Source organism: Flavobacterium sp. KY-23415 (assembly GCF_055384985.1).
Genome location: NZ_AP044001.1, coordinates 1,503,718 through 1,528,800, shown reverse-complemented (window position 1 = coordinate 1,528,800; position 25,083 = coordinate 1,503,718). Strand labels below are relative to the sequence as shown.

General features: G+C 27.3%; 19 protein-coding genes and 1 tRNA gene. 7 read left to right on the top strand and 13 right to left on the bottom strand.

What is annotated here, in order from left to right; genetic code table 11:
- Positions 1 to 218: 218 nt before the first annotated feature.
- From ACZ49Z_RS06780 to ACZ49Z_RS06740, 9 genes are all read right to left on the bottom strand, one after another.
- Positions 219 to 1,580 carry a transposase family protein gene (locus ACZ49Z_RS06780; RefSeq protein WP_464304430.1) on the bottom strand — a complete coding sequence of 454 codons (1,362 nt, stop codon included), beginning with the start codon at positions 1,578 to 1,580 and terminating at the stop codon, positions 219 to 221.
- A 316-nt stretch (positions 1,581 to 1,896) separates the two neighbouring features.
- Complete coding sequence (locus tag ACZ49Z_RS06775; RefSeq protein ID WP_464307424.1) at positions 1,897 to 2,745, bottom strand: HNH endonuclease family protein; 849 nt, start codon at positions 2,743 to 2,745, stop codon at positions 1,897 to 1,899.
- Between the two features lie 7 nt (positions 2,746 to 2,752).
- Positions 2,753 to 4,072 carry an AAA family ATPase gene (locus tag ACZ49Z_RS06770; protein WP_464307423.1) on the bottom strand — a complete coding sequence of 440 codons (1,320 nt, stop codon included), beginning with the start codon at positions 4,070 to 4,072 and terminating at the stop codon, positions 2,753 to 2,755.
- A 32-nt stretch (positions 4,073 to 4,104) separates the two neighbouring features.
- Positions 4,105 to 6,228, bottom strand: coding sequence for a Tex family protein (locus ACZ49Z_RS06765; RefSeq protein ID WP_464307422.1), 2,124 nt, complete (start codon positions 6,226 to 6,228; stop codon positions 4,105 to 4,107).
- A gap of 88 nt (positions 6,229 to 6,316) precedes the next feature.
- A complete protein-coding gene (locus ACZ49Z_RS06760; RefSeq protein WP_464307421.1) occupies positions 6,317 to 7,021 on the bottom strand; it encodes a M15 family metallopeptidase in 705 nt (234 codons plus the stop codon).
- Positions 7,022 to 7,041: 20 nt separating this feature from the next.
- Positions 7,042 to 8,097 carry a hypothetical protein gene (locus tag ACZ49Z_RS06755; RefSeq protein WP_464307420.1) on the bottom strand — a complete coding sequence of 352 codons (1,056 nt, stop codon included), beginning with the start codon at positions 8,095 to 8,097 and terminating at the stop codon, positions 7,042 to 7,044.
- 79 nt (positions 8,098 to 8,176) lie between these two features.
- On the bottom strand, positions 8,177 to 9,079 hold the full coding sequence (locus ACZ49Z_RS06750; protein WP_464307419.1) for a cation diffusion facilitator family transporter: 903 nt from the start codon (positions 9,077 to 9,079) through the stop codon (positions 8,177 to 8,179).
- Between the two features lie 280 nt (positions 9,080 to 9,359).
- The gene (rpiB, locus tag ACZ49Z_RS06745; RefSeq protein ID WP_464307418.1) at positions 9,360 to 9,791 is read right to left on the bottom strand and encodes a ribose 5-phosphate isomerase B; all 432 of its coding nucleotides are present in this window, start codon (positions 9,789 to 9,791) and stop codon (positions 9,360 to 9,362) included.
- 785 nt (positions 9,792 to 10,576) lie between these two features.
- Positions 10,577 to 10,816, bottom strand: coding sequence for a putative signal transducing protein (locus ACZ49Z_RS06740; RefSeq protein WP_236457964.1), 240 nt, complete (start codon positions 10,814 to 10,816; stop codon positions 10,577 to 10,579).
- Between the two features lie 113 nt (positions 10,817 to 10,929).
- Between ACZ49Z_RS06740 and rnr the strand changes: the two genes are divergently transcribed.
- The 3 genes from rnr to ACZ49Z_RS06725 all read left to right on the top strand — a co-directional run bounded on the left by rnr (position 10,930) and on the right by ACZ49Z_RS06725 (position 14,591).
- On the top strand, positions 10,930 to 13,107 hold the full coding sequence (rnr, locus tag ACZ49Z_RS06735; RefSeq protein WP_464307417.1) for a ribonuclease R: 2,178 nt from the start codon (positions 10,930 to 10,932) through the stop codon (positions 13,105 to 13,107).
- 85 nt (positions 13,108 to 13,192) lie between these two features.
- On the top strand, positions 13,193 to 13,858 hold the full coding sequence (locus ACZ49Z_RS06730; protein WP_464307416.1) for a head GIN domain-containing protein: 666 nt from the start codon (positions 13,193 to 13,195) through the stop codon (positions 13,856 to 13,858).
- Positions 13,859 to 13,907: 49 nt separating this feature from the next.
- On the top strand, positions 13,908 to 14,591 hold the full coding sequence (locus tag ACZ49Z_RS06725; RefSeq protein WP_464307415.1) for a LysE family translocator: 684 nt from the start codon (positions 13,908 to 13,910) through the stop codon (positions 14,589 to 14,591).
- Positions 14,592 to 14,763: 172 nt separating this feature from the next.
- Here the strand turns inward: ACZ49Z_RS06725 and ACZ49Z_RS06720 are convergent.
- Positions 14,764 to 14,834: transfer RNA gene (locus ACZ49Z_RS06720), tRNA-Cys, on the bottom strand.
- A 75-nt stretch (positions 14,835 to 14,909) separates the two neighbouring features.
- Positions 14,910 to 15,269: a dihydroneopterin aldolase gene (gene folB / locus ACZ49Z_RS06715; protein ID WP_464307414.1), complete on the bottom strand. Its 360-nt coding sequence runs from the start codon at positions 15,267 to 15,269 to the stop codon at positions 14,910 to 14,912.
- A gap of 118 nt (positions 15,270 to 15,387) precedes the next feature.
- Here folB and ACZ49Z_RS06710 point away from each other — a divergent pair, with 118 nt between their 5' ends.
- Positions 15,388 to 17,070 (top strand): glutamine--tRNA ligase/YqeY domain fusion protein, encoded by a 1,683-nt coding sequence (locus ACZ49Z_RS06710; protein ID WP_464307413.1) that lies wholly within the window; start codon positions 15,388 to 15,390, stop codon positions 17,068 to 17,070.
- Between the two features lie 644 nt (positions 17,071 to 17,714).
- Here ACZ49Z_RS06710 and ACZ49Z_RS06705 read toward each other — a convergent pair.
- Complete coding sequence (locus ACZ49Z_RS06705; RefSeq protein ID WP_464307412.1) at positions 17,715 to 18,692, bottom strand: SPFH domain-containing protein; 978 nt, start codon at positions 18,690 to 18,692, stop codon at positions 17,715 to 17,717.
- Positions 18,693 to 18,876: 184 nt separating this feature from the next.
- Between ACZ49Z_RS06705 and ACZ49Z_RS06700 the strand changes: the two genes are divergently transcribed.
- A complete protein-coding gene (locus ACZ49Z_RS06700; RefSeq protein ID WP_464307411.1) occupies positions 18,877 to 19,524 on the top strand; it encodes an outer membrane beta-barrel protein in 648 nt (215 codons plus the stop codon).
- Positions 19,525 to 19,560: 36 nt separating this feature from the next.
- Here the strand turns inward: ACZ49Z_RS06700 and gltX are convergent, their stop codons facing one another.
- Entirely contained in the window at positions 19,561 to 21,063 is a 1,503-nt protein-coding gene (gene gltX, locus ACZ49Z_RS06695) for a glutamate--tRNA ligase (protein WP_464307410.1), read from the bottom strand.
- 280 nt (positions 21,064 to 21,343) lie between these two features.
- On the opposite strand from gltX, the gene ACZ49Z_RS06690 reads away from it, so the two are divergent.
- Complete coding sequence (locus ACZ49Z_RS06690) at positions 21,344 to 24,667, top strand: hypothetical protein (protein WP_464307409.1); 3,324 nt, start codon at positions 21,344 to 21,346, stop codon at positions 24,665 to 24,667.
- On the top strand, positions 24,660 to 25,079 hold the full coding sequence (gene ybeY, locus ACZ49Z_RS06685; protein WP_464307408.1) for an rRNA maturation RNase YbeY: 420 nt from the start codon (positions 24,660 to 24,662) through the stop codon (positions 25,077 to 25,079). Before ACZ49Z_RS06690 ends, ybeY begins: the two co-directional genes overlap by 8 nt.
- Positions 25,080 to 25,083: the final 4 nt, after the last annotated feature.

Below are 25,083 nucleotides of genomic sequence, written 5' to 3'. Positions count from 1 at the left end.
TTGAGCCGAGACTCAATAAAGTGTTTTGTTTTTTTACTTGATAGGCAAATTCAGAAGTAACAAGATTTTTTGAAAAATACTTTAAATAAAAACCTCAATTCATATTAATATAATTGAGGTTTTTTATTTTGTAGTAAAAATTATATGTTTTTATGATTTTTAAATTTGATATTTCTCAACAAGACGCACTTTTCCTATAAAGTATTTTTTTGAATACTTTACGCTGCTAGTTGTGTTTGATTTTTGTAAATTCTTCTTCCTATTTCTTTAGCATTAGCTGTATGTATTCCGAAAAAAATCCAAAGCATTTCACTTTTCTTGGTTCTAGCTTTTATCTTTCGTAAATTATAGTGCTCTTTTTCTTTGCCAAAACTACCTTCTAATCGAGTAGCTCTTTCTTTTTTAATTTCTGAGGCTAGCTTCTTTCTATGCTCTTCGTGTTTTCCAGCTTTTCCTTTTCTAACAAAGTCTGTTTGTATGTTATTTGTGGACGAAAAAGTTCTGTTTTTATTTGTGGCATAAATAGCATCAGCTCCAGTAATTCTTACTTTAGTTTTAGTTAGATTTTGTGCGCAAAATATACTGTTTTGAAATCGAGTTCCTTCGTTAAAGGCACGGTATTCTATATGTTCTATAAAATTGATTCCATCAATTTGAATTTTATTTACTTTTGCTCCAAATTCTACTTGTTTTACTTCTTTACCACGCACAATTGGGCGAATATAACTTTTATTTATGCTAACAATTCTATCGGGAACGCTTTTTCCTGTTGCAAAAATTTTTGATTGTTGTTGGTAAATAAGACGGATTATTCTGCGTTGTTTGCTGTATTTTGTGGTTGGCTCAAAGGAATATTGATTTTCAATTTTACTCAATTCTCCATTAAGTTTATATAATAATTTCAGAAGACCACGAGTCATTTTTGTTCGTTGCTTTGCTGTTTTTTTTCTTTTTCTAGAATACTCATTGTAGCGTTTACACCAATCAATATATTTGGTTCTTGGAAGTTTTATTTTTAAAATGCCACATAATGATTTCATTTGATTGTAATTCCACACAATACATTCCCAAAGTAGTTTCTCATTGGTAGGAAAACGCAACTCACTCTCATAACAAGTGGCATCTATCAAGACTTTGTCTAAATCATTCATATAAGGTAGCCAGCTTTTAGCTAATGTTTCTTGAACTTTTCGAACATCTAATTTTTTGGCTAATTCCATTCTTATTTGGCTAACTATTTTAAAATTTGTAAGCGGGGAATCTAGAGGTAATACAATATCACAAAAGTATTGCATGTAAACATTTCCGTTTAACAACTCGATTAGTTTAGCATCAGAACAACCATAATAGTTTTTTAGCATCATCAAGGCAATCTTACCTTTAGTACTAAAAATGCAATCTGGACCTTTTTTGCACGCTTTCAATTTAAAACTTTGAGAAAGTTCTGAAAAAGGTGTAGCTAGATGAATTTTACCTAAATCAGACTTTAGAAATTGCTCATAAAAAACATTAAAATCTTCATTGATAATATTTAAAGGCAATTTGTGCTGAAATTCACTTATTCGTATTATTTTTGACATACATATTTAAAAGAAAACCCCGTTTTTGACTCTTTTTGAGCATTCTCGGGGTTTATTTCTTCTAAAATACAAATTAAATAACTGATAAGCAAGTATTTATTTAATTGTGAATGTGCCTTGATAAACTTTTTTAGATCAAAAATGGTAATGTGGTCAAAAATAGTTGGTGATTTTTCAATTTATATTGATTACATTACACCATCAAATTGTAGAAGAACAGTTCTATGCTAAAATAAGTGCGCTTTATCCAAACTTAAAAGCGAAGAGCTAAACTAAAAAGATTCGAATATGAAATCCCAAATTCTGATTATAAAAATTAAGATTTGGGATTTTTATTAAAAAAATTAAAATCCTTTTTAACTGCACATCTTATCATTGAAGCCCATTCAGAATCTTTTTTTTGAGCATCTATAATTATTTGTTTAAGTAAATTCAATGTGTTTAAACCTTCTTCCTCTAACTCTATAGATTCTAATAACTTAATAGTTTGATAAATCGTTTCTTTTTCTCTATAAAACTTTTCTCTTTCTTCAACAAGTCTTTTTATTCTAGTATTGTGTTTTTTAGAATATTCTATACCTAATTTTTCTCCATGTTGAATTGAACCAAAACCTAAATAAGCAATAGTTATTGTTCCTTTTTCTGTTTTACCAATAGGTATACTTTCTCTATATTCTATTTCATCTTCTGGTTCATCATTTGAAGGATGAATAAAAAAGGGAATTTCATTGGTAATCGATAAATCATTTGATTGAGCTCTAGTTGTTTCTTCTTCTATTGGAAAAAAATCATTTTTAAAAATTTGATTACAAACTTGACAAGCTAAAAACAAATTATTCCAATCATAAGCTAGCCAAAAATAACCAGGATATAAACTCTCACCTTTAAATGTATTTGAATATGCCTTTTTAGGTCTAAAATGTTCAACATCAATATTGCTTCTTGTGCTTTTTGTTTCACAATAACAACATTTATTCTTTTGAATGTCTTCCAAAGTTTCTCTTACAATATCTGAATTATAAATTGAATCTTTCGCTTCAAATTTTAATTCTCCAGAAAAATATTTTTCTCTTTCCAAATTAAAATTTTCTATATCTAAATTTGTTTCAGCAGTTCCTCTATTTATTAAATGTGTTGGTGCTTCTTCTTTAATAATCCTAATCATACTGAAATTACTTTTTTAATATTTCTGCAGCCTTTTTTATTAACTCTTCAGCATCAATAGCTTCTTTACTCGAAAAAACAGGTATATTACTTAACTTTTGGTCTATTTCATTTAAACGCTTTTTATCATTTTTATTTAAAGATTTATTTAGTAAAAGATTTATTTTTTCAGATCTTAGTTTCTCTATTTCAATAGATTGAGAACTTCCAACTTCAAACAAATCAGAAGTTAAAATTTGATCTACTCTCCATCCTTTAACATTATCTGGATTATTATCAATCACTACTCTATCTCCTACTTTTCTACAAACTACAATATTTGCGTTTTTATCTTCTGCTGCTTGAACAATCAAAGGGCTATGAGCTGTAACAATAAATTGTGCTTTTGGAAAATGATGGGATAATTTATCAATTACAGTTCGTTGCCATTTTGGATGCAAGTGTAAATCGATTTCATCAATAAGAATAATAACAGGTTCAGATAATGGATATTTACTTTCCGGATATTTATCCATCATACTTGCAGCAATATCAACCGTTAATGCAGTTAAAGTTTGATAACCAAAACTTAAATCTCTAATATTAACCCAACCATATGAAGTTTTAACTTCAATTTTAGGTTTTGAATTGTTTTCATCAATTGTTTTTGATACTACATCTTCTACATCTGGTAGTATATCAAGCAAAATTTCTTTTACTAAATTAAATTCTCTTACAAATTTATCTTTTGTTTGTTTTTCTGACTTTAATACTGCCCATTCTTTTTGTAAAAACCATTCCTCAGCATTTATTAATTCAATTTCATCATCAAATAAAGAAGATGTATATCTTGATATACTTGTCTTTAAACTTTGACTTTTACTCATTCTTCTAGAAGCACCATATGAAAGAATAAACATGTTCTTTTGCATTTCATTATACAAAAAATTCTTTCCTTGAACAAAGCCACCAAAGTGAATCTCTTCTATTAAATTATTTCTTAAAATTTTTACTGATACAGGTGCTAGTTCTTTAAGTAGTTTATGTGTATAAGGTTTTCCGATTCCACTATATGAATAATTTGATAAAAAGTATTTTTGATTTATATTAATATTATGTTTTTTTAAGTCTATTTCATGTTCATCTGGTTGCACCCTATCCAAAATTTTCAATAAAGTAGTTTTCCCTGTTCCATTATCTCCTAAAATAATAGTCCATGGAGAATAATTACCTTCATCATCAGATAAATCTAAAGTTTGAATATCTTTAAAACAATTAATTCCTTCTAATTCTAATGAATAAAAATAGGAATGATTATTCTTCTCTATGTCCACTTTTTTCTTTGTCATTTTTATTTACTAATACACAAATTTACAAATAATTACAATATCATCGTCAATTGTATCCTTTTCCTTGCTTCATCTACTTCAACAACTTTAATTTGAACATGTTGGTGTAGTTTTACAACTTCATTTACATCGGAAACAAAACCTTCTTTTAGTTGCGAAATGTGAACTAATCCGCTTTCTTTTATTCCTATATCTACGAAACAACCAAAAGCAGTAATATTATTTACTATTCCTGGTAAAATCATACCTTGTTTTAAATCTTTTATTGTTCTAACATTTGGGTCAAATTCGAATACTTTTGCCGATTTTCTAGGGTCTAATCCTGGTTTTTCAAGCTCTTTTAAAATATCTTGTAAACCTAAAATACCTATCTCTTCTGTAATATATTTTTCTGGTCTAATTTGACTTATTTTTTCTTTATTAGCGACTAATTCATTCGTTTTTATACCTAGATCTTTTGCCATTTTTTCCACTATTTTATAGGCTTCTGGATGCACTGCAGAATTATCTAACGGATTTTTCCCGTCTCTAATTCTAATGAATGCTGCTGCTTGCTGGAAAGCTTTTTCTCCTAATCTTGGTACTTTCTTTAATTGTTTTCTGTCTTCAAAAGGTCCGTTTTCTGAGCGATAGGCAACAATATTTTCTACCATTTTTTCTCCAATTCCAGACACATAACTCAATAATGATTTACTTGCTGTATTAATATTTACACCAACAGAATTTACACAACGAATAACTGTATTATCTAGTTCTTCTTTTAATTTTACTTGATCTACATCGTGTTGGTATTGCCCTACTCCTATAGATTTTGCGTCTATTTTTACTAATTCTGCTAACGGATCTGATAGCCTTCTGCCTATGGATACAGAACCACGAACCGTTACATCATAGTTAGGAAATTCTTCTCTAGCAATTTTACTTGCAGAATATACTGATGCTCCTGCTTCTGATACCACAAATACTTGCACTGGTTTGTCGAATGCAATTTTTTTAATAAAAAATTCTGTTTCACGTGAGGCTGTCCCGTTTCCTATTGATATAGCTTCTATTCCATATGCATTTACCATAGAACGAATTTTTTTCATTGCCATTGCGCTCTCATTTTGTGGAGCATGCGGATAAATAGTTTCATTATTTAACAAATCTCCTTTTTCATCTAGGCAAACTACCTTACAACCCGTTCTATATCCTGGGTCAATTGCTAAAATTCGTTTTTCTCCTAATGGAGGTGCTAATAATAACTGACGCAGATTTTCTGAAAAGACGTCAATTGCTTTTATATCGGCTTTGTTTTTTGCTTCTTGCAAGGTTTCATTAGAAATGGTAGGTTCTAATAATCTTTTATAACTGTCTTTTATTGCAAGTTCAATTTGTTGAGTTGCCTCGTTATTGGATTTAATTATTGTTTCTTCAATAAAGGAAATCGCTTCCTCTTTGTCTATTTCTACCTTAAATTTAATAAATCCTTCTGCTTCTGCTCTTAGCATTGCTAATAATCGATGTGATGGTGCTTTAGATATGGGTTCTGACCATTCAAAATATTGAGAAAATTTTTGTGCTGCTTCTTCTTCTTTTTTAGACTTTACAACTTTTGTAGTAATTGCCGCCTGTCGTTGAAACATTCTCCTCAATGCTTTCCTTACATATATATTTTCATTCACCCATTCCGCAATAATGTCTCTAGCTCCTTGCAAGGCTTCGTCTTCATTAACTACTTTATCATTCAAATATTTCGAAGCCAAAAACTCAATATCATCATTGCGTTGCGACATGATTATCTTTGCCAATGGTTCTAATCCGTTTTCACGAGCAACATCTGCTTTTGTTTTCTTTTTCTTTTTATAGGGTAAATAGAAATCTTCAATTTCTTGCAGATCAAAACTTGTTTCAATTTTTTGTTTCAATTCTGGTGTTAATGCATTCTGCTCTTCTATGGCTTTTAAAATGCTTTCTTTTCGCTTACAAATTTCGTCATATTGTTTATTACATTTTGCAATATTTTCAATTTGTACCTCATCTAGATTACCTGTAGTGTCTTTTCTATAGCGTGCTATGAATGGAATTGTACAGTCTTCTGAAAGTAGTTTAAGGGTTGCCTCTATATTTTTTTCTGAAGTGTTTACTTCTTTTTTTATGAATTGTATGTTTGTCATTACTTAAATGAATAGGATGCTAATTTTGATTGTAAAAATAATTTTATTTGTCTAAATTTATATAAAGTTTATGCATCGAAATTTAAAATTATTTGCATTCCCATTTAAAATTTGATTTTTTTAAATGCAGAGTTGTTCGAAGCTCATAATGCCACCATTCTGTATTAATTGACCTAAAATTATGTTTTGAAAGTGTCTCTTTTAATAATTTTCTGTTTTGAAGTACTTCTTCTGTGTGGTTTGAATAACTATGGTGTGCTTCTTTTCCAAAATAATCAAATTTTGTTCCCATATCTAATTCTTTTCCCTTTTCATCTACCAAAGTTAAATCAACAGCTATTCCTCTATTGTGCTTAGAACCTCTTTTTGGGTTTGCTACATAGTTAGTATTAGGTAGTATATCCCACATTTTTTTTTGAATATCTAATGGTCGATAGCAATCAAAAATTTTTATTCTATATCCTTTGGTTATAAAGTCTTTATTAGCTGCAATTAGTGATAAAACAGTACTTTTTAGGAGATAACAATCAGAACAATCATATACTTTTTGTTTTAGAAAATTATCGGTTGTTGCATATTTCAAATCTAATATAAAATCGGAGCTATAATCTTTAATGTTAACAAAAGAAGTATCACTCACACTTTTTACGGATTTAGCATTCTCTTTTTCTTCAATTAGAATAGGCTTTAAAACTGCATCTTTTTTTATCGCTTTTGGTGCCTTTCTTTCTTTTATTTCATTTTTACATGATGAAACAAAAAGGATAAATATAATTAATATTAAATATTTCAATTTTCTTTAATTTTATACAATTATTGGTCAAAATCCTCATGCTTAAAGTTTCTTTTCATGAAGTTCAAAGCTACTTCTACAATTTCTCCCATAGAATTTGCTTTCTTAAAATCTAAATCTAATGTGAATTCATAGATTTCTTCTTGCAATTGAACTATATGCTCTAAAGGTGCTAATTCCGAAGATTTCATCGCTTCTAAAAGATCTAATAATCTAGTTTCGGAATCTAATAATCGTTTTACTAAAATAGAGCGTTCTTCTTTTTGATATTGTTCAATAGCATTCTTATTTAATTTATCGTGTACTAATCTATTAAATAGAAAATTCTCTTTAAATAAATGAGGTTTATAGAGTCTAAAATTTCCTTCATAGCATTGCTGATCAAAATCGATAGCTCTTATTTTAAAAACTATTTGATCGAAATCATAAATAGGCACTATAACAAAGTTATAGGATCGCATATCGCCTAATAATCCTATCATGCAACGTTCATTGAATTTTACAAACTCTTTTGCTATCTGTGCTTTTTCATGCTCGTTACAATCTTTTAGATTATTTTTTAAGAAAATATCTCCAGGAATTCCTAAAATATGTTCTTCAATTAAAGTGTCTCCAAATACTAAAAAGTTAATTCTATTGGGAGATAAAATATGCTCTAATTCTAAACCAAAAACACGAGAAGCATCGGCTTTTTTTATATAAAAATGTGTGTAATTATCATTTAGAATATTCCTTATTTTAATGCGAAAAGGTTGCGAATTTCCAAAAGTACAAAAATCAATATAATCTACATTTAGAAACTGAACGTTCTTAATATCACCATCTGAGTGTAAAAGTGTATATATTTTTTTTAAACTATTATCAATTTCTATTTTTTCAAATTCATTATAATAAACCCTAACCCACAAAGTGTCTTTTTCTTCTTTATCAAAAACAGAAATTGCCCCTTGAAATCGCAATAAATCATCATAAAAAATATTCGTTCGTGTTAGTCTTTTATATTTCTCTAAGTAACTTCTTAAATGATCATTTATTGGATAATTTTGCTTTTTAAATTGTGGTTTATTTTCGTTCATACAGATTATAAATGTTAGTCTAATGAATTAATATTTTATAATTTTTTTCTTGTTAAAAATAAAAAAGAAAAAGAAAAATTTAATCTTGAACAATAAAATCTTTAGGATCTTCTTTTTTAAATTCTGGTTGAATATTAATATGATTAATCCCAAATTTTTCTAAAAGTTCACATTCAATCTTATTGAGTAATATATTAAATTCACTCATTTTTATATCTTCTGCACAATCTAAATGTGCTTCTAGATGCAATTCCTCTTCGTTTAAATACCAAACATGAATATGATGTAATTTATTTACTCCTTCAATTTTGTGTACTTCCTTAACTATTTCTTTAATATTTATAGTGTCTGGGGTAAAAAGCATTAAAATTTTTGTGGCTTTTTTAAGTAAATCAAAACCAACAACAATTAGATAAATTGCTATTAATAATGTCATTACACTATCAATCCAATAAATTTTATAGAAAAGCATTAATAAACCACCAACTAAAACAGCTACAGAAGCCATCATATCGGTTAATAAGTGCAAATAGGCCGATTTCATGTTTAAATTCTTATCGGCATCCTTTTTAAGTAATAATACAGAAAAACCATTAACTACAATCCCTAATAGCGCTAACCAAATAACTAGTTTAGATTCTATTGCTTGAGGATTAAAAAAACGTTCTATTGCTCCATAAATTAAAATAAAGGCAACAATTATTAAAGTAGCTGCATTAACAAAAGCAGCTAAAATTTCAGCTCTTTTTAACCCAAATGTTTGATTTAAAGATGCTTTTCTTTTAGATAGTTTATGAGCTACGAAACTAAAAAATAAAGATAAAACATCTGAAAAATTATGAAGTGCATCTGAAATTAGTGCCAAACTTCCAGAAACTATTCCTCCTACAAGCTGAGCTAAAGTAATAACCACATTCAGTACAATAGAAAAAAGTAAATTTTTTCCTTGCACTTCATGACTATGATTGTGGTTATGAGACATTATTATAGAAATATGATATTAATAGAATATGTAAAATGAAATAAAATAATGGTATATAAAAAAAAACGTCTTTTTTTTCTTTTTTTATAAAACTAATTGTTAAAAAAAATAAAGAAGCAATTTCAAAGATAATTGCTAAAAAACTCAAAGTAGTTAACAGCCAATCCGCATCATTGTTAAATAGATTAATAAAATTAGCTATTTTATAAACCAAAACAAATTCTGAAATAAAACTATAAATAAAAAATCGAAATGACCATTTTTTATATACCATTCCTAACTATTTACATGCAATTTTATTTACTCTATTTGCGTGTCTTCCTCCTTCAAATGCTGTTGTTAAAAAAACATCAACCATTTGAATTGCTTGTTCAATAGAAGTATAACGAGCAGGAATACTTAAAATATTAGCATCATTATGCAAACGTGCTAATTCTGCAATTTCTTTTGTCCAACAAAGTGCTGCTCTAATATCTTGGTGTTTATTAACAGTCATTGCAATTCCATTTCCAGAACCACAAATTACAATACCAAAATTAGCTTTTTTACTTTCTACATCATAGGCTACAGCATGTCCAAAATCTGGATAATCTACACTATCAAAAGAATCTGTCCCATGGTTAATAATAGTATGTCCTTGTTGTTCTAAAAAATTAACAATTGCTTTTTTATAATCTGGACCAGCATGGTCATTACCTATAGAAATAATCATAATATATTATTGTGTTGTTATTTTTACAAAAATACAAATAGGATTTCATTTTTAAATAATAAACTACAGTTATGTTTATCTATTTTCATAATTTAAAAACACATACCTATATCATGTTAATAACTCCTAAATAGTATCAATTTATTAGTTATATAGTTATTAATATCAATTGTTAATAAGTTATAAAATACTGATTAATAAATGATTAAAAATTAATATTAAAAAAATTGACGATTCAATGAGCAATAATATAATTTTAAAAACCAATCAATAATTGTTAAGTTTTCACTGTAATTCACGACATTGTTAACATCACTTTACAATGTACTGATAATCAGATAACTTTAAATTAACATTAATTGTTAATAAGTAAAAATAGAAAAAGAAAGATTTTTTGAGAACCAAAGATTTTTTTTATAAGCAAAAATTGAAATGAATAATTGACTAATAGTTTTTAATATTTATTCTAAAGTTATCAGTACTTATTACAAGGTTATTAACACAAAAACAATACATAAGTTATTTACAAAATCATAGTAAAACTACAAATTAACAATTGTTGATAAGTCAAACACAAAAAACATCTTCTAGTTAAAAATCAGTATTTTACATAAATTTAACATTGTTGATAGAATTGTATAACTATCTAAAACTTAAAAAAAAGACAATTTTTAATAATTTTATACCCCTTATTAACAAGCTATAATAACCATCATTTTTTTTAAAATTTATTAAATCTTTTTTTTTTGTATTTAATATATGTTGAAAACTTTAAAATTTAAAATTTAAACAATTTTTAAATGATTGTCATTTTTGAAACTATCTAAGATTTGTTTTACTCTTTCTAAATCGTTCGAATGTACTTTTAATTTGATGCCTCCGTAAGCAATAGAAGCAAAAGGATCTATTGAAACTAAAGTTTCGTTTTCAAAAATGAATTTAATGCCTTCCTGTTCAAGAAGATTTTTAATTATAAAGGTTTCGTGTTGATAATTAAAAATAGCTACAGTGATATATTCTTTCATTGGAAAATTATTTATATAAATATAGTTATTGTTAGTTTTATATTAAAACTTAAATTTTTAGGTTGAAACTTATAACTATTTTGTAACTTTCAGCATTAATTGAAAAAGATACAATGAGTAAGAAACCAAGAAAATTGGGTAAAAAGAGTAAAGATTTTACCGCACAAATATTTAAAATATTATCTAAAGAACCTTCTAAAAGTTATAACTACAAACAAATTGCTGGAATTTTAGAATTAAAAGATACTAAAAGCAGAAATGAAATTATTAGAGATCTAAAAGTATTAAAGGCACAAGACAAAATTCACGAAACAGAAATAGGAAAATATCAAGTAATATCTAAAGCAGAATATTATGAAGGTTACTTAGATATGAACTCTAGAAAATCGGGTTATTTTGTTTGTGATGAATTAGAAGAAGATGTATATGTACCAAAGCAAAATTTAAACCATGCTTTAGATAAAGATAAAGTAAGAGTTTATATTTATAATCGTAGAAGTTCAAGAAAACCAGAAGCAGAAGTTTTAGAAATATTAGAAAGAGCTAAAACTGAGTTTGTTGGTGTCATAGATATTCAGAAAAATTTTGCTTTTGTCACTACTACAAATGCTAAAATGTACACAGATATTTTTATCCCTAAAAACAAATTAGGAAATGCTCAAAATGGAGATGTTGTCTTAGTTGCTATGGAAGATTGGCCTAAAAAAGCAGATTCACCTTTTGGTAATGTAATTAAAGTATTAGGAAAACCAGGTGAGCACAATACCGAAATTCACGCTATTTTAGCAGAATATGGTTTGCCATATGATTTCCCAATAGATGTTGAAGCCTATGCTAATAAAATAGATACTTCTATAACAGCAGAAGAGATTGCAAGACGTAGAGACATGAGAGATGTACTTACATTTACAATTGATCCAAAGGATGCTAAAGATTTTGATGATGCTCTTTCTTTTCAAGTTTTAGAAAATGGAAATTATGAAATAGGTGTTCATATTGCAGATGTTTCTCATTATTTAAAAGAAGGTACTATTTTAGATGATGAAGCTTATAATAGAGCGACATCAGTTTATTTAGTCGATAGAGTGGTTCCAATGCTTCCTGAGGTACTTTCTAACTTTGCTTGTTCACTACGTCCACATGAAGAAAAATATACCTTCTCAGCCGTTTTTCAGCTAAATAATAAAGCAGAAGTTATAGATTCATGGTTTGGAAGAACTGTTATTTATTCAGATCAGCGTTTTGCTTATGAAGAAGCTCAAAGTATTATAGAATCTAAATCGGATACTATTCCAGCGGAAGTTTCTTTAACAGGTAGCACCTATAAAGCACCTCAACCTATTGTTGATGCAACTTTAAAGCTAGATGAATTAGCTAAAATTCTTAGAAGAAAAAGAATGGCTTCTGGAGCAATTTCTTTTGATAAAGTTGAAGTTAAATTTAATTTAAACGAAGCAGCAGAACCAATAGGAGTTTACTTTAAACAAAGTAAAGATGCTAATCATTTAATTGAAGAATTTATGCTTTTAGCCAATAGAAAAGTTGCTGAATTTATTGGAAAACAGAAAAAAACGTTTGTATATAGAGTTCACGACGAACCTAATGAAGATAAACTATTTAGTCTTCAATCTTTGATTTCTAAGTTTGGATACAAATTAGATTTGAGAAATAAAAATGATATTTCTAAGTCTTTAAATCAATTAATGCAAGATGTTAATGGTAAAAAAGAACAAAATCTTGTAGATACATTAGCGATTAGAACGATGAGTAAAGCAGAATACTCCACAGAAAATATTGGTCATTATGGTTTAGCTTTTGATTATTATAGTCATTTTACTTCTCCAATTCGTCGTTATCCAGATGTTATGGCACACCGTTTGTTACAACATTATATAGATGGTGGAAAAAGTGTTAATGAAGAAGATTTTGAAATCAAATGTAGGCATTCTTCAGAAATGGAAAATTTAGCTGCTCAAGCAGAAAGAGATTCTATTAAATATATGCAAGTTAAATACATGCAAGACCATAAAGATGAAGAGTTTTTAGGTGTAATTTCTGGAGTGACAGAATGGGGAATCTATGTTGAAATTATTGAAAATAAGTGTGAAGGAATGTGTCGAATTAGAGAAATTAAAGACGATTATTACACATTTGATGATAAACAATATGCTTTAGTTGGAGAAGTTACAAAGAATATTCTTCAATTAGGTGATGAAGTTTTTGTTAAAGTTAAAAATGCAGATTTAGTTAAAAAACAATTAGATTTCAATTATTTAAGAAAAAATGATTAAAAAATAATCTTGATATCGTTTTAGATGGTTCTAGATTATTAAAACGATATAATAAAGATTATAAATACATTAAATTTTTACAAATATGAAGAAAATAGTTTTTAGCTTTTTACTAATTAGTTCTGTTGCTTTTTCGCAAATTGAAAAAACAGTAGGTGATTTTTATAAAGTAACCGCTTTTGATAAAATTGACGTACTTTTAATACATTCAGATGTTAATAAAGTAATTTTAAAAGGAGATAAAGCAGATGATGTTGAATTGGTCAATAAAAATGGAGAACTAAAAATAAAAATGAATTTTAGTAATTTATTAAAAGGCGATAATGTTTCAGCAACTGTTTATTATAAAAAAATTGAAGCAGTAGAAGCAAATGAAGGCTCTAGAGTAGCTTCTAATGATATTTTTAATGCCATAAATTTTAATATTATAGCTAAAGAATCTTCTTCTATAAAATTACATTTAGATGTAGATAGATTAAGTGCAAAATTATCTCAAGGCAGTGTTCTCGAACTAAATGGTAAAGTTGCTTATGCAGATATTTTAGTTAATTCAGGGGCTAAATATGAAGCAGAGAAGTTAATTACAAAGCAAACAATTATAACAGCTAATACAGGAGGAAAAGGAACTATTAATGCTACCGATTTTGTTAATGCTAAAGTGAGAGCTGGTGGTAGTATCTTAATCTATGGAAAACCTAAGCAAATAGACCAAAAAATAGTTGCTGGTGGTTCTATTGAACAAGCGAAGTAGTTTTTTTTTGTTAACTTCGTATTACTAACATTAATTTATTGCTTTTTCTATGTGGCAAGATTTATTAACAGCAATTCCTTGGGGGTTGCTTTTAGCTTTTTCTATAGGTCCTGGTTTTTTTGTTCTTTTAGAAACAAGTATTGTTAAAGGCTTTCGTGCAGCATTTACTTTAGATTTAGGAATTGTATTTGCCGATATTATTTTTATATTGATTGCTTATTTTAGTACAAATCAATTACTTGAACAAGTTAAAGATAACCCTTTCCTATTTATAATTGGTGGTTGTATTATGCTTGTTTATGGTATTGTTTCATTTGTATTATTAAAGAAGAATTTTAAAAAACAACAGGAAGATATTGTAGATGAAGATAATATTCAAAAGAATAATTATTTTGCCCTTTTTTTTAAAGGTTTTCTTTTAAACTTTATTAATATTGGTGTCTTAGGCTTTTGGTTAATGGTAATTATCAACTATGGTCCGCAAATGGAAATGAATACACAAAGGATTTTTATTTTCTTCACCGCGATTTTAGTTTTTTATTTACTTTTCGATATTGCTAAGATATTATTAGCGAAACAATTAAAACACAGATTAACTCCTTTAAATATTTATAAAATTAAAAGGATAATTAGTATTATTATTTTAATTTTTGGCTTCTTTTTTGTTTTACAAGGTTTTTTTCCTAAGGAAAAAGATAAAATAAAAGAAGTAATAGAAAATTTTAAGAATTAAAGTATGTATAGATTTTTATACATACTTTTTTTTTAAGAATTAAAAATTTATCATAAAAAAGAGCTACAGCCTTTTAACTCTTTTGAACTATCGTCCTGATTCAGTATATTTTAATTAATTTCTTCTAAAAATTTATCAAAAAAAAAGAGCTACATTGCTGTAACTCTTTTAGAGGCATCGTCCGGATTCGAACCGGAGTAGACGGTTTTGCAGACCGGTGCCTAGCCGCTCGGCCACGACGCCTTGTGATTGGATTGCAAATATATAAATATATTTTAAAAAATCTAGCGTCTTATCAATTTTTTGTAGTACAATTTTTTAGTTTCTATATTCTTCCATCTCAATAGTTACAGATGCTACATCACCTCCAATTGGTGGATTTAGTTTAGAAACTGCTAATTTTATCCTTGATACTTGTGGTAACTCTTTGAAAATGCGTACAATAATTCTGTGTGCTACATGCTCCAAGAGTTTTGCTCTAACACTCATTTCTTCCACTACTATCCTATTTAAATCTACATAATCTACAGTGTCGTGTAGATCATCAGTTTCAGCAGATTTTCTTAAATCTGTTTTAATTTCTAAATCTACAGAATAATCACTTCCAATTTTTCCTTCTTCTACTAAGCAACCATGATAGGAAAATGTTCGTATATTATTTAATTTTATGATTCCCATTTCTTCTAATTTATTGTAATGTCTTCAAAGTTAAGATGTTTTTTTAAATTAATTTGAACAACTTTAAACTTTAAACAATTAAACATTTTCTATCTTTGTAAAAAGAAAGAGAATTATTATGTCAACTGAAGAAAAATCATTGAATTTTATTGAACAAATCATTGAGGAAGATTTAAAAAATGGCTTATCTAAAGATAAATTACGTTTTCGTTTTCCTCCAGAGCCAAACGGCTATCTTCACGTGGGTCATGCTAGTGCTATTTGCTTAAATTTTGGTTTAGGTAATGACTATAATGCACCTGTTAATCTTCGTTTTGATGATACAAATCCTTCTAAAGAAGAGCAGGAATATGTAGATGCTATAAAGAAAGATGTTGAATGGCTAGGTTTTAAATGGGATAAAGAGTGTTATGCTTCTGATTATTTCCAACAATTATATGATTGGGCTGTTATTTTAATTAAAAAAGGAAAAGCCTATGTCGATAGTCAATCTTCTGAAGAAATGGCTTTACAGAAAGGAACTCCAACTCAAACAGGTACAAATTCACCTTTTAGAGATCGTTCTATAGAAGAGAATTTAGATCTATTTGAGCGTATGAAGAATGGTGAATTTGAAAAAGGAACTCATGTTCTTCGTGCTAAAATATCTATGAATGCTAATAATATGTTGATGCGTGATCCTATAATTTATAGAATTATGCATGCACATCATCATAGAACGGGTAATGATTGGTGTATTTACCCTATGTATGATTGGGCACATGGTGAAAGTGATTATTTAGAGCAAGTTTCACACTCATTTTGTACACTCGAATTTTTACCACATAGAGAATTATACGATTGGTTTTTGAATCAAATATATGATGAAACCAAAGTGCGTCCTAAGCAAAGAGAATTTGCACGTAGAAATCTTTCTCATACTGTTGTTTCTAAAAGAAAATTATTACAATTAGTTGAAGAAAAGTATGTTACAGGTTGGGATGATCCTCGAATGAGTACCATTTCTGGTATGAGAAGAAGAGGAATTACTGCTACTGCTATTCGTAATTTCGCTAAAACCATAGGTATTGCCAAACGTGATAATTTAATTGACGTTTCTTTATTAGACTTCTTTGTTCGTGAAGATTTAAATAAAGTAGCACCAAGAGTTATGGCTGTTTTAAATCCTGTTAAGTTGATTATTACTAATTATCCTGATGGCCAAGAAGAATGGTTAGATGCTGAAAATAATCCGGAAGACGAAGTAATGACTTATAGAAAATTGCCATTTTCTAAAGAATTATTTATAGAAAGAGAAGATTTTCAAGAAGAAGCTCATAAGAAGTTTTTTAGACTTACATTAGGTACAGAAGTGCGTTTAAAAAATGCATATATCATTAAAGGTGAGTCTGTTATAAAAGATGAATTTGGTAATATCACTGAGATTCATTGTACCTATGATGCTGATTCTAAATCTGGAAGTGGTTCAGAAGCAAGTAAAAGAAAAGTGAAAGGTACAATTCATTGGGTATCTACAAGTCATGCAATTGAAGCAGAAGTAAGAATATATGATAGATTGTTTACAAATGAAAATCCAGATGGTAATAAAGAAGTCGATTTCAAAGAATATATTAACCCTAATTCTTTAGAAGTTATTACTGGATATCTTGAACCTAGTTTACAATCTGCAAAAGAACTTGATCATTTTCAATTTCAACGTTTAGGATATTTTTGTGTAGATAAAGATTCAAGTGCTGAAAAATTAGTTTTTAACAAAACAGTTGGTTTGAGAGATACTTGGGCAAAAATTGAATCTAAATAGATAAAATAAATTATTTTTATTAAAGCACTGAAATTTCAGTGCTTTTTTTATTATAATTAAAAATTATTTTTATTGTAAATTAATAAATTTTTATTATAGTTATTTAGTCTTTTATTTAAGTTTTAATCAATTTAAAAAAATGAGACATATAATTTTATATTTTTTAATTTTAAAGTCTTTAAATAACCTTAAAATGATTTTTATTAATTTACTTATCTATTTATCAATTTTACTTATGTTTTTTAATATAAAATATAATTATATTTATTATTGATTTATATTATTGATTTGAAATTTAAAATAATTTTAATTTATTAATATTAAGTTCTATATCTCTTTTTAAATTAAATAATAAAAACGAATAATATATTTTTATATTTTATTATTTTAAGTCTTTAATATCGCTTTAAAATGGTTTTTTAGTTTTTTATTATTTTAATTGATAATTTTTACTTATATAATAATTTTTACTTATTAAAATAAACTTCATTATTTTCGTTTTAATAAGTTTTTAAAATTTTAATGATAAATTATATACTTATTATTAAGTTGTATCTTTAAAACTGTTTATTACGACTTTTTTATTTTTTGCAAAAAAAAACCACCAATTTTCAATTGATGGTTTTTAAAAAATTTAAATTTTTCTATTCTTCGTTTTTATTTTCTTCTGTTCCTCCGAAAATATCTTTTTTACCTCCATCTACTCTTTTAGTACTGTTGGCTTTTTTCATTGCTTCACCAACTTGATTACTTGCTGTAAAACTTGCCACCATGTTGTTTAACATTTCGCTACCAGCTTGAGGTGAATTTGGTAGGAGTATTAAATTACTGTTTGCATCTGCACCAATGGCTTGCAATGTATCATAATGTTGTGTTACTACAATTAGTGCAGAAGCTTCTTGAGAATTTATCCCTACTCTATTCAATACATCTACAGATTCTACTAATCCTCTTGCAATTTCTCTTCGTTGATCTGCAATTCCTTGTCCTTGTAATCTTTTGCTTTCTGCTTCTGCTTTTGCTTTTGCTACAATTCTAATTCTTCCTGCTTCTGCTTCATATTCTGCAGCTGTTTTTTCTCTATCTGCAGCATTAATTCTGTTCATTGCATTTTTTACCTGAATATCTGGATCAATATCTGTAATTAATGTATTGATGATATCATACCCATAGGTTGACATGGCTTCATTAAGCTCTCTTTTCACTGCTATAGCAATATCATCTTTTCTTTCAAAAACGTCATCTAATTTTAATTTAGGTACTTCTGCACGAACAACATCAAAAACATATGAAGTAATTTGATCATGTGGATATTCTAGTTTATAGAAAGCTTCATATACTTTTTCTTGTAAAACTTTAAATTGTACAGAAACTTTAAGTTTAACAAACACGTTATCTTTTGTTTTTGTTTCAATGATAACATCTAATTGTTGTATTCTTAAATTTACTTTTCCTGCAATTCTATCTACTATAGGAACTTTTAATTGCAATCCAGAGCTGCGTGTACTAGCATATTTCCCAAAGCGCTCAATAATTGCAGCAGTTTGTTGTTTGACAGTAAAGAAAGAACTTAAAAAAATAAATAACCCTAATACAAGGAATATTATTACTAATGGATTCATAATGTTGATTTAATTGGTTTATAGTTATTATACGCTTTTTATCGTAAAAAGTTACAAAATATAAATATTAAAACTATTTTTGAATTTATTTAAATACATCTCTTGTTATTGTTTACTATTTACTTAGACTTTAATAATATGTTTTTTAAAGTTTTTTTGACTATTAACTATAAAATTTAAATATATGAAAAGGATTGTTTGCTTGTTTTGTTTATTATTTGTGTTTTCCGTCAATGCGCAATACAATAGAAGAGATAGTAATAGAATTGGAATTTCTGGAGGTTTAACTCAAATGAGTGTTTTCTCTGATCAGTTTAATGCTAAACCTGGAAGTGGCTGGATAGGTGGTTTCTCTTTAAGAGGTAATTATTATAATAATTGGCAAATGGCTTTTGGTATGAATTTTACTGAAAGTAATTTTAGTCTTTCTCCTTTGTTAGGTTCTAAAGATATTAATTATAAATTATCTGCAGCTCAAATTTATTTAACAGGAAGTTATATGATTATTGAAAATCATTTAACTTTTGAAATTGGACCAGTACTTCAAATTAACGGAAAATTGGCTATTGATAAAGATGATGAATTGAAGATATTAAAAGATAGTCCTTTATTTGCTAAAGATATTGTTGATGTTACAAAGTTTAATGGTAATATTTATGCGGGTGTTACAGCCGGAATTAAAAATTTAAGATTACATGTTTCTTATCAATATGGAGTAAATAATTTTATGAATAACCTTAATAAAAAAGATGAATTAAAACTTTTAAATGGTGATAAGAAGTTTAAAGCCAATTATGGTATACTTAGCGGTATGATTACTGTATATCTTTAAATAAAAACCCAGCAATTTTGCTGGGTTTCTTGTTTTTTATAATGTTGCAATTGCTTTTTCTATTCTTTTTACTGTTTCTTCTTTTCCTATCATTTCAATAATATCGAACAAATGAGGCCCTTTTAAAGCACCCACAAGGCTCAATCGAAGTGGTTGCATCACTTTACCCATTCCTATTTCATTTTGTGTCATCCATTCTTTTAAAAGCGTTTCTATATTTAATGAAGTAAAATCTGAAATAGTTTCTAATTCTGTAATTACTTTTTGCATTAATTTTGGAGTTTCCTCTTTCCAGTTTTTACTTGCTTTTGCATCATATTCATTCGGAGCTACAAAGAAGTAATCTGATAATTCCCAAAATTCTGTTACAAAATTAGCTCGTTCTTTAACCAAGCTAACAATTTTTGTTATATCTAAGGAAGTTGTTACATTCTTTTTTTCCAATTCAATTTTAAATAATTCAGCTAATTTCCCATCTTCTTTCTTTTGAAGATATTTATGATTAAACCATTTGTTTTTCTCTGGATCAAATTTTGCTCCTGATTTATGAATTCTTGCTAAATCGAACTTTTCAATTAATTCTTCTATTGAAAATAATTCTTGTTCTGTTCCATCATTCCAACCTAATAACGCTAAAAAGTTAACAACTGCTTCTGGAAAAAATCCATTTTCTCTATATCCCATAGCTGTACCTTCTGCTGTTTTCCATTCTAATGGAAAAACAGGAAAGCCCATTTTATCGCCATCTCTTTTAGATAATTTTCCATTTCCCACTGGTTTTAGTATTAATGGTAAATGTGCAAAATCTGGTGCTTCCCATTCAAAAGCTTTATATAATAAATAATGTAAAGGTACACTTGGTAACCATTCTTCTCCTCTAATGACGTGTGAGGTTTCCATTAAATGATCATCAACAATATTTGCTAAATGATATGTTGGCATTCCATCACTTTTAAATAAGACTTTATCGTCTAAAAGATTAGTATCGAATTTTACTGTTCCACGAATAAGATCATTAATCTCTAATGTTTTATTAACAGGAGTTTTAAAACGAATCACATAATGTTCTCCATTTTCAATTCTTTTTTCTATTTCTTCTTTTGTTAATTTTAAAGAAGTATCTAATGTTTCTCTAATAGTGTGGTTATAGATGAATGTAGTTTTATTGTTTTCTGCTTCTTTTCTTAAGTCTTCTAATTTTTCACTTGAGTCAAAAGCATAATATGCCCAACCAGAATTTATTAATTGTTCAGCATATTGTTTATATATTTCTTTCCTTTCACTTTGTCTATAGGGTCCAAATTTTTCGTTTTTACCAATAGTTTCATCTGGTGAAATTCCTAACCATTCTAATGCTTCAAATATATAATCTTCGGCTTCTGCAACAAAACGAGTTTGGTCTGTATCTTCTATTCTAATATAGAAAGTACCACCGTTTTTTTTAGCAAATAAATAATTAAATAATGCGGTTCTAACACCACCAATGTGTAATGGTCCTGTTGGACTTGGAGCAAATCGTACTCTAACTGGTCTTGACATTTTTTCTATTTTTTCTATTGCAAAGATAGTTTATTGCATTTTTATAAAAAACTAGTAATGTCATTATCATTGTGTTTCTAATTGTTTCTTTTCTTTTAGTTCATTTTATATTTTTATGAATGTGTTTTTCTTTGATTAATTTAAAAATGAAAAAATCGTTTTTAATAAGTAATCAAATAGTAATTTTTCTGTCATTTAAAGTTACAATTTTTTTATAGCCTTTATATTCAATAAAATTGTAATTTTATCAGTTATAATTGAACGTCCTAAAATATACAAAATGAAGTCTGTTATTTATAGTAAGTTAGAATCATTTATTAAAAAATTTTATATCAATGAACTCATAAAAGGAGCTATACTTTTTTGTGGTTTGGGTTTGTTATATTTTATTTTTATACTTTTAGTTGAACATTTTTTATGGTTATCTACTTTAGGACGAACAATATTATTTTGGATGTTTGTTATAGTTGAAGTTTTTCTTTTGTTACGTTTTATAATTTTTCCTGTTTTTAAATTATTTAAACTTCAAAGAGGTTTAGATTATAAAGAAGCTTCCGTCATTATTGGAAACCATTTTTCGGAAGTTAAAGATTCATTATTAAACTTTTTACAATTATCTTCTAAAGAGTCTAAGTCAGAATTATTAATTGCTTCAATCGAACAAAAAGCTAAGAGTCTTCAACCAATTCCTTTTTCAAATGCAATTTCATTTTCAAAAAATAAACGTTTTTTACCTTATTTAATTTTTCCTGTTTTTCTTTTAATTTTATTTTTTGTTTCTGGTAATGCAAATATTATCTCTAATAGTTTAGACCGTGTTGTTCATTACCAAACATTATACTCACCTCCTGCTCCATTCCAGTTTTCAGTTTTAAATAAAAGTTTATCTATGCAACAGAATACTGATTTTGTTCTAGAGGTCCAAGCAATTGGAAAAATTATTCCTGATAATGCTTCTATTATTATTGGAGAAGAAGAATATTTTTTAGAAAATTTAGGAAATGGTTTATTTACTTATACTTTTAGCAATGTTTCTAAAAATACTAATTTTTATATTCAATCTAATAATATCATTTCCAAAGAATATTCTTTAAAAGTTTTAGATGTTCCTTCTATTGCTAATTTTGAAATGTTCCTACAATATCCATCCTATCTAAAGAAAAGTAATGAAACAATTTCAGGTTCTGGAAATGCAATCGTTCCTGAAGGAACAATAATTAAATGGAAAATTGATACGGAGTCAACTTCTAATATTGATTTTGTTTTTAACAATACAAAATCTCATTTTTTAAAAGATGAATCTTTATTTAATTATTCCTTAAAATTAAAAAGTGACTTAAATTATCAAATAATTACATCTAATAGTAATGTTTCAAATTTTGAAAAACTGAATTATCAAATTTCAATTATTAAAGATCAATATCCAACAATCAATGTACAGTTTGCTCCTGATAGTTTATCTATTAAAGAGAAAATTATTATTGGCCATATTGCGGATGACTATGGCTTAACTAAATTAAATGTTGTTTATTATGAAAAATCTAACCCAAATATTTTGTTTAAAAAAGCATTGTCTATCAAAAATGATGCAGTTGATCGTTTTATGTATGTTTTTCCTTCTGGTTTATCTTTAAAAGAAGGAAATAATTACGAATATTATTTTGAAGTATTTGATAATGATATAGTTAATAATTTTAAAAGTACAAAATCTAGTATTTTTAAGCACTATGAATTAACTTCTGAGCAAGTAGAAGACAAATTATTAAAAGATCAGAATGAAAATATAAATAGTCTTGAAAAATCGTTAGAAAATCAAGAAAAGCAAATCAATGAATTAGATAAACTTCAAAAACTAAATAAAGAAAAATCTAAACTTGATTTCAAAGATCAAAAAAAGATTGAAGATTTTATAAAAAAACAAAAGGAACAAGATCAAATGATGAAAGAATTCTCTAAAAAACTTTCTGATAATCTTGAAGATTTTAACCCAAAAGAACTTAATAAAGATAAAGAAGAACTTTTAAGGAGATTAGAAGAAACGCAAAAACAATCTCAAGAAAACGAAAAATTACTTAAAGAGTTAGAAGAACTTTCCGATAAACTAGATAAAGAAAAAATATTAGAAAAGTCTGATCAATTAAAACAAAATAGTAAGACCCAATCTAAGAATCTCGAACAATTAGTAGAACTTACAAAACGTTTTTATGTAGAAAAGAAGGCAGAACAAATTGCTGATAAACTTGATAAACTTGCTAATAAAGAAGAGAAATTAGCAGATGATAAATCTAATAATTTAGATAAACAGAAAGATTTAACAAAACAGTTTGATGATATAAAGAAAGAATTAGATGCTTTAGATAAAGATAATAAAGATTTAAAATCACCTCTCGATATTCCAGTAGATAAAAATGAACAAAAAGATATTCAAAATGATTTAAATAAAGCAGAAGAAGAATTACAGAAAGACAATAAATCTAGTGCAAAGGAAAAACAAAAAAAAGCCGCTAACAAAATGAAAGAAATGAGTCAGAAAATGTCTGCCTCAATGTCTAGTGGTTCTCAGGAACAATTAGAAGAAGATGCTAAAGTGCTTAGACAAATTCTAGACAATCTCCTTTCTTTTTCTTTTGATGAAGAAGAATTATTAGCCTTAACCAAGAAGTCTAATAATAGATCTGTTAATTTTAATAAGCTTCTTAAAGAACAGCAAGATTTAAAAAATCAATTTAAGCATATTGATGATAGCCTATTCGCTATTTCATTGCGTAATCCTATGATTAGTGAAAAGATATTAAATGAGGTAGGCGAAATTCATTATAATCTTGATAAATCTCTTTCTACTTTGGCAGAAAACCAAATTAACAAAGGTACCTCGCATCAGCATTATGTTTTAAGTGCAGCTAATAAATTAGCTGATTACCTTAGTAATGTTAGAGACGATATGCAAATGCAAGGAAGTGGTTCGGGTAAACCTAAAAACGGAAAAGGGATGCAATTGCCAGATATAATCATGCAACAACAAGGTTTAGGAGAAAAAATGAAAGAAGGTATGCAACAAGGAAAAAAGCCAGGTGAAAAAGAAGGAGAAAAGGAAGGTAATAAACCTGGTGGTAAAGATGGGAAAAAGGATGGTAAAGGTAATAAACAAGGTGAAGGTTCAGTTGGTGATTCACAAGGTGACAATGGTCAGGAAGGTAATGCAGGTAAAGTTTTAGAAATAATAAAGGAACAACAACAATTACGTGATGCTTTACAAAAAGCATTAGAAAAAGAAGGGATGTCAGGTATAGGACAAAACGCATTAAACCAAATGAAGAACATAGAAAAGCAACTCATTAATAAAGGTTTTAATAATCAAACACTTTCTAAGATTTTAAATTTGAAGCATGAATTATTAAAACTTGAAAATGCAATACAGCAACAAGGAGAAGACACTAAACGTAAATCTAAAACGAATAAGGATGAATTCAATGGTTCTATAGAAAATTTACCTAAAGAATTTAAAGAATATTTAAATAGTATAGAAATATTAAATAGACAAAGACTACCTTTACAACCGAATTTCAATCAGAAAGTTCAAAAATATTTTAAAACAAATGATTAATTTTAATTACGAAACAGATTTTATTTTAGATAACGAATCTGTTTATGAAGACTGGATTACAAGAAGTATTCTTTCAGAAAACAAACTACTCGGAGAACTTACTTATGTTTTTTGTGATGATAATTATTTACATAAGATTAATGTAGAATATCTAAACCATGATACTCTCACTGATATTATTAGTTTTGATTACACAGAAGGTGATATTATAAGTGGAGATATTTTTATTTCTATAGAAAGAGTTAAGGATAATGCTATAGACTTTAATACAACTTTTGAAGAAGAATTAAAACGAGTTATTATACATGGTGTTATGCATTATTGTGGTTATAAAGATAAATCTAGCACAGACGAACTTATAATGCGTAACAAGGAAAATGAAAAAATAAATATGTTCCACGTGAAACATTAGTATC

What these genes read in the sequence shown, in the direction of transcription:
- ACZ49Z_RS06780 (WP_464304430.1), bottom strand. Translation starts at nt 1,580, where the DNA reads ATGTCAAAAATAATACGAATAAGTGAATTTCAGCACAAATTGCCTTTA.
- ACZ49Z_RS06775 (WP_464307424.1), bottom strand. Translation starts at nt 2,745, where the DNA reads ATGATTAGGATTATTAAAGAAGAAGCACCAACACATTTAATAAATAGA.
- ACZ49Z_RS06770 (WP_464307423.1), bottom strand. Translation starts at nt 4,072, where the DNA reads ATGACAAAGAAAAAAGTGGACATAGAGAAGAATAATCATTCCTATTTT.
- ACZ49Z_RS06765 (WP_464307422.1), bottom strand. Translation starts at nt 6,228, where the DNA reads ATGACAAACATACAATTCATAAAAAAAGAAGTAAACACTTCAGAAAAA.
- ACZ49Z_RS06755 (WP_464307420.1), bottom strand. Translation starts at nt 8,097, where the DNA reads ATGAACGAAAATAAACCACAATTTAAAAAGCAAAATTATCCAATAAAT.
- ACZ49Z_RS06750 (WP_464307419.1), bottom strand. Translation starts at nt 9,079, where the DNA reads ATGTCTCATAACCACAATCATAGTCATGAAGTGCAAGGAAAAAATTTA.
- rpiB (WP_464307418.1), bottom strand. Translation starts at nt 9,791, where the DNA reads ATGATTATTTCTATAGGTAATGACCATGCTGGTCCAGATTATAAAAAA.
- ACZ49Z_RS06740 (WP_236457964.1), bottom strand. Translation starts at nt 10,816, where the DNA reads ATGAAAGAATATATCACTGTAGCTATTTTTAATTATCAACACGAAACC.
- rnr (WP_464307417.1), top strand. Translation starts at nt 10,930, where the DNA reads ATGAGTAAGAAACCAAGAAAATTGGGTAAAAAGAGTAAAGATTTTACC.
- ACZ49Z_RS06730 (WP_464307416.1), top strand. Translation starts at nt 13,193, where the DNA reads ATGAAGAAAATAGTTTTTAGCTTTTTACTAATTAGTTCTGTTGCTTTT.
- ACZ49Z_RS06725 (WP_464307415.1), top strand. Translation starts at nt 13,908, where the DNA reads ATGTGGCAAGATTTATTAACAGCAATTCCTTGGGGGTTGCTTTTAGCT.
- folB (WP_464307414.1), bottom strand. Translation starts at nt 15,269, where the DNA reads ATGGGAATCATAAAATTAAATAATATACGAACATTTTCCTATCATGGT.
- ACZ49Z_RS06710 (WP_464307413.1), top strand. Translation starts at nt 15,388, where the DNA reads ATGTCAACTGAAGAAAAATCATTGAATTTTATTGAACAAATCATTGAG.
- ACZ49Z_RS06705 (WP_464307412.1), bottom strand. Translation starts at nt 18,692, where the DNA reads ATGAATCCATTAGTAATAATATTCCTTGTATTAGGGTTATTTATTTTT.
- ACZ49Z_RS06700 (WP_464307411.1), top strand. Translation starts at nt 18,877, where the DNA reads ATGAAAAGGATTGTTTGCTTGTTTTGTTTATTATTTGTGTTTTCCGTC.
- gltX (WP_464307410.1), bottom strand. Translation starts at nt 21,063, where the DNA reads ATGTCAAGACCAGTTAGAGTACGATTTGCTCCAAGTCCAACAGGACCA.
- ACZ49Z_RS06690 (WP_464307409.1), top strand. Translation starts at nt 21,344, where the DNA reads ATGAAGTCTGTTATTTATAGTAAGTTAGAATCATTTATTAAAAAATTT.
- ybeY (WP_464307408.1), top strand. Translation starts at nt 24,660, where the DNA reads ATGATTAATTTTAATTACGAAACAGATTTTATTTTAGATAACGAATCT.